At 42.7% G+C, this 4,920-nt stretch carries 5 protein-coding genes; 4 read left to right on the plus strand and 1 reads right to left on the minus strand.

The annotated features are described in order from the left end of the window. Positions 1–556: 556 nt before the first annotated feature. Entirely contained in the window at positions 557–1,696 is a 1,140-nt protein-coding gene (locus L0J61_RS09250) for an MFS transporter (protein ID WP_301466162.1), read from the minus strand. 644 nt (positions 1,697–2,340) lie between these two features. Between L0J61_RS09250 and L0J61_RS09255 the strand changes: the two genes are divergently transcribed. The 4 genes from L0J61_RS09255 to L0J61_RS09270 all read left to right on the plus strand — a co-directional run bounded on the left by L0J61_RS09255 (position 2,341) and on the right by L0J61_RS09270 (position 4,624). After that, a complete protein-coding gene (locus L0J61_RS09255) occupies positions 2,341–3,087 on the plus strand; it encodes a hypothetical protein (RefSeq protein ID WP_301466158.1) in 747 nt (248 codons plus the stop codon). A gap of 116 nt (positions 3,088–3,203) precedes the next feature. After that, a complete protein-coding gene (locus L0J61_RS09260; RefSeq protein WP_301466159.1) occupies positions 3,204–3,365 on the plus strand; it encodes a hypothetical protein in 162 nt (53 codons plus the stop codon). Positions 3,366–3,406: 41 nt separating this feature from the next. Beyond that, the gene (locus L0J61_RS09265) at positions 3,407–3,637 is read left to right on the plus strand and encodes a hypothetical protein (protein WP_301466160.1); all 231 of its coding nucleotides are present in this window, start codon (positions 3,407–3,409) and stop codon (positions 3,635–3,637) included. 354 nt (positions 3,638–3,991) lie between these two features. Continuing rightward, on the plus strand, positions 3,992–4,624 hold the full coding sequence (locus L0J61_RS09270; RefSeq protein ID WP_301466161.1) for a TetR/AcrR family transcriptional regulator: 633 nt from the start codon (positions 3,992–3,994) through the stop codon (positions 4,622–4,624). Positions 4,625–4,920: the final 296 nt, after the last annotated feature.

Consider the following 4,920-nt stretch of genomic DNA (forward strand, 5'->3'; position numbering starts at 1 on the left):
ACGCATTCATCCCACTACCTTAGAGGTAGGGGATTTCTGCGGTAAAATGTTAAACAACTCTTTATAGGTCAGTCTTTTCTTGTCCGCATACACTATCTCCTGGTCCTGAGAGACTGTTTTGGCACGATTCAGTAACTGCTTTACCAATAGAGGGTAATCGTACGCAGAGGGTGCGCTGTTATAAATATTTGCCATAAATCTGACTTCCTTGCCTGTTGTTTTTGTGGAGTATATTTTTTATAAATTAAATGCAGAACCTGTATTATCTAGTCGCTCTCATTTTGTCGTCATTGACCCGTTTTATAATTAACCCATTGTATATGAGTGCTTACGGGGTATGCTCCGAGGGCATTTTTCATTTTAAAAACGGTGATAAAAATAAGGATATGTTTTAGTGATAGCTGGTAATAGTTAACACTGATGATAGCCAATAATAGAAAGACGCGCCCTAATGATAGTAAGAAAAAACCACTACCATGTAAAGCGACCTTACGTAAAAGCCATCAGCGCTTCGTCAAACAAATACGCTGCAAAGGCTCCATTCAACGTCACAGCTCTAACTGATACGTGATTTGGTTTTAACCATCCCAAAACCAGCAACCAACAACGCTAATACTTGCACAAATAATAGCAACCATACCGTAAGCGACCACTGTCCGCGCGCATAGGCCATGCCGCATATCCACGCTCCTAGCGTCCCGCCTGCATAATAACCCATATAATATAATCCAGACGCTAACGATCGTCCTTTCTTGACATTGACGGCAATGTAGCTAATGGTTGCTGATTGTGTGACGAAGACGCCAGAAGACATCAACGCCAAACCGATTATCACAACCCATAGCGGTGTCACTAAAGTCAAAAGCATGCCCAATATGGAGACTATCACAGCCACTCGAACCGTACGTGCAGAACCAAAACGACGCAATAATTTGGTAGATAACGGCGTGATTACCACTCCAATGAGATAAACCGTAAAAATATTGGCGAGTGCGCCTGTACTCAGCTCGTAAGGCGTCTCAGCGAGATGCAAATTGATAAAAGTAAAGCAACCAACGAGGGAGAACAATACGCAAGCACCAAGCAGGCATGCCGTCACCACATATCTATTGGTTAGGTGCTCACCAAGCGTTTGTATCGCTGAGCGGAACTTTGGATTGGCCACGAACTGCCGCGACGATGGCAACATTTTAGCAACCCACAATGCACCGATGAGTGTCATTGCTGCCATCACATAATAACCGGCTCGCCAGCCAATAAGTTCATGTAAATGTCCAAGCAAAAACCGTCCCATAAAGCCGCCAAACACTGAGCCTGACACATAGAAGGACATCAGCTCAGTCACAGCGCGACCATCAAACTCTTCACCAATGTAAGCAATGGTCACCACCGTAATCCCCGGTACCGACAAGCCTTGCATAAAGCGCCATACCCACATCCAACCAATATTTGGACTATGGGCGATAAACGCTGTCGGTATGGCCAAAAAAAACAAAGCGCCAACGATAAAGGATTTGCGCCCGACAGCATCAGACAGCATGCCCAAAAAAGGCGACATAATAGCGATCGCCATCACTGTCGCACCGACGACCATACCTGCCTGCACTTCAGAAGCTGAAAAATCTGCAACGAGCACAGGCAGTACCGCTTGGATCGAATACACCTGCAAAAAAGCAAACATACTGATCAGCCCCATCGTGATTTTCAAAATCCACGAGGGCTTTTTATAACTTGAGCCGTCTACCAAGCCGTTATCATCGGATGCTTGTGACTTTGCACTCGACAAGGAACTGCTAGAGCCAGAACCATGCTGACCATCGTTTGAATAGCTACTTTGTGAGATTTTCTGATTGGCGCTACCGGCATTGTTATTCAATATGATACTGACTGTATTGGACGCCGTCTGAGCAAAATAAGACTGGCGTGGTGATAGTGGTAAGAGTCGTAAGGATAACTAAAGTAAAGAATACTTCAGCATATATTTCGTATAATATTTAATAAAGAATCTCAAACGAACGATCTTTAACGAATGACCTTTAAAAAATAGTCTCTAGGGCCTGTCCTCATTTTAAAGCAGTCAAACAAGGAGAATAGCGCAGATAATATCAGAATATTAGTCAGCTACCCGACGGTGTTTGGCAAAATTTAGCTATTTTTAACCCGTTCGGAAAACTATCGATTGAATTGAGGACAGGCCCCGACAATAAAGAGAACTTACAAGTTCATCATTTTATCACAGCCTTCGATATCTTAATGTATAAATGACTAGAGCTTATGAGACATCTCATTGGTATCTTATATACCCGCAGTGTCACTCATCTTCACATAAGGAAAACATCAATGTCGGATAAAATTCATGATCTAGGCGCAGGGTTTTGGAACATACGCGGATCATTTCGCCTAGGCGGTGTGCTCAATATCGGCACCCAATGCTCGCTTGTGAAACTATCATCAGGGAAGTTTGTTTTTTTAGACAGTTATGAGCTGACAGGCGAGATTCGAGACGAAGTGATGGCGTTGACCAACAATGGACAAGAGGTAGAGGCAGTATTAAATGTTCATCCCTTCCACACTGTCAGCTGCGCGCAAATGGCCAAAGACTTCCCGCAAGCGATATTTTATGGTAGTAGCCGCCATCACAAGAAAGTGCCTGAGGTCCAATGGGCCGATGACTTGGTCGAAAGTGACGCAGTCGCCAAACGCTTTCCTGAGCTTAAATTCTCTCTGTCTGAAGGTATTCACTACATTTCACCTAATGAGATGATTCATGCTGGCTCTTTATTGGCTTATCACCCTGCTAGCAAAAGCCTCCATGTGGACGATACTTTTATGAGTCCTCCGATAAAGCTACTAGAAGCAGTACTGCCAGAGTTAATACTGCACCCCACTACTAAAAAAGCACTCAAAAATGAACCCAATGCTGGCAAGCAATACTGCGATTGGGCAACCAACTTGGCTCACGAATGGCGAGACACTCGTAATTTTTGTGCAGCACATTCGTATTTGGTTCAATTTGATGAGGGAGAGTTTGAACAGGCACTTCTTAAAGCCATTAATAAAGCACGTCCTAAATTAAAAAAGACTTAGCGAATCAACACCTTATTTTTACAGTCGCGAAAATGAGCTGAACGTTATAAGTCACATAATAGAATGCCATAGTTGAAGTGTTTTAAAATCGTTACAGTGCTGCTGGTGTCTATTTTTTGCAGCCTCTGTCTACGCAGGCACAGCAAGCAAGAAAAACTGATACCAGTAGTATGCATTATAGTGATATTGCTTTTCGCCAACTGTATATCAACGTTGAAGCCATCATTGCTATTCATATTACACTCAGCTCATTGACTGCCATGACCGTGACTGCTTAAATGGACTACTTCTAAGAGAATACTGCGATTGAGAGAATAATATGACTGAAGAAAACACCCCAGACGAAAAATTAAAAGTCGTCAATAAGTTTTTGACTAAACTCACTAAAGATCAGCCACAAATGTACTATGCCACGACTTCTGAGATATCTCGTAGCATCCATACAATGATAAAGGAACATACCAATCGCTTATCAGTTGAAGAACAAGCGCTTGTAAGAGGTATAACAGTTGAAGAAATCGAAGCACTTCTCGGCTTTCATTCTCGATAAGTCAACTTTATAGCGAAATTTTAAGTTCCTTTCTAACTTCCTTCTAAGAAACCGAAGCATACAAACGACTAACGAAAAACACGAAAGACCGCTACTTAAGCGGTCTTTCGTGCTCTGTATTAAGCGGTCCGTATTAAGCGAATTGCTGTTTTCATTGAAGAAATAACTTTTCAACAACCGCCATAATCAATATTATAAACGACTGGTCTAATGCAACTATAGGCAGTACAATACTCAGAAGCACTTACCCATCGTTCGTCGTTGAACAAACGAGGGTTATAAGTTCGCGATAACACGGGCTCACCATGAGTTATCGGTCCTAATCGTTTACAACACTCGGAGGACATGACTACTATGTTTGTTAATACAACGTCTGCAAATAAAACATCTAATCACTCAACCACTACCCAACCAGATACCAAAACCCACCTTTTAGAGGTCGGTTATCAGCTCATTGCAAAAAAAGGCTTCACTGCCGTGGGCATCAAGCAAATACTTGATACTGCTGGCGTTCCTAAAGGCTCGTTCTATCATTACTTTGCGTCAAAAGAAGCCTTTGGTGAAGCTATAATCAGCCATTATTTTGCGAGCTATAAAACGCGTTTAGATATTATCGCCCATCAAAACGTCGATGCTCAGCAAAAGCTCTATGACTACTTCCAGAACTGGTACGATACTCAACAAAATGGTTGTGATCACGAAAAATGCTTGGTTGTTAAGCTAAGCGCAGAGGTGGCTGATATATCTGAGCCCATGCGCATATCCTTACATGCAGGCTACCAGCAGACCATTACATGGTTGGCTCAACAGATCAAAGCAGGTTGGTCGGACGGCTCTGTACCACAGCCTGACAACATCGCTGCTGAGAGCGTGGCCAAACGCTTGTACTTTTCTTGGCTTGGTGCCAGTCTGATTGCCAAGACTAGCCAGACAAACACCCCGCTGGCAGAGGTATGGCAGATGACTACTTCCCAAATAGGTCGCTGATAGCACGGTCTTCCTCTTCATACCATAAAGACTGGCAAACTCCTAAGCACATACCTTCTGTTAATGATAGATTTTGAAGTAGGTGCTTTTTGTAAACATTACTAGACGACCGGTCTATTTAATGTACAATGCGTGCAGACACATAAGCAACACTGGCTTATATCTAGAACAGACGATCTCACAATATTTTAAAACCAGTCACCCAATTATGAATAGGCAGATTATGAATAACTTCCAATATTACCCCACTCTCAACTTGAAATAAGCAATTCAAACTGAAGAGGCGGGTTACCAAG

The sequence above is a fragment of the Psychrobacter sp. genome (assembly GCF_030457785.1).
Lineage (GTDB): Bacteria > Pseudomonadota > Gammaproteobacteria > Pseudomonadales > Moraxellaceae > Psychrobacter.

Bases quoted from the DNA above. Each gene is read 5' to 3' on its own strand.
- L0J61_RS09255 (WP_301466158.1), top strand. From the start codon at position 2,341: ATGTCGGATAAAATTCATGATCTAGGCGCAGGGTTTTGGAACATACGC.
- L0J61_RS09270 (WP_301466161.1), top strand. From the start codon at position 3,992: ATGTTTGTTAATACAACGTCTGCAAATAAAACATCTAATCACTCAACC.
- L0J61_RS09265 (WP_301466160.1), top strand. From the start codon at position 3,407: ATGACTGAAGAAAACACCCCAGACGAAAAATTAAAAGTCGTCAATAAG.
- L0J61_RS09250 (WP_301466162.1), bottom strand. From the start codon at position 1,696: ATGGGGCTGATCAGTATGTTTGCTTTTTTGCAGGTGTATTCGATCCAA.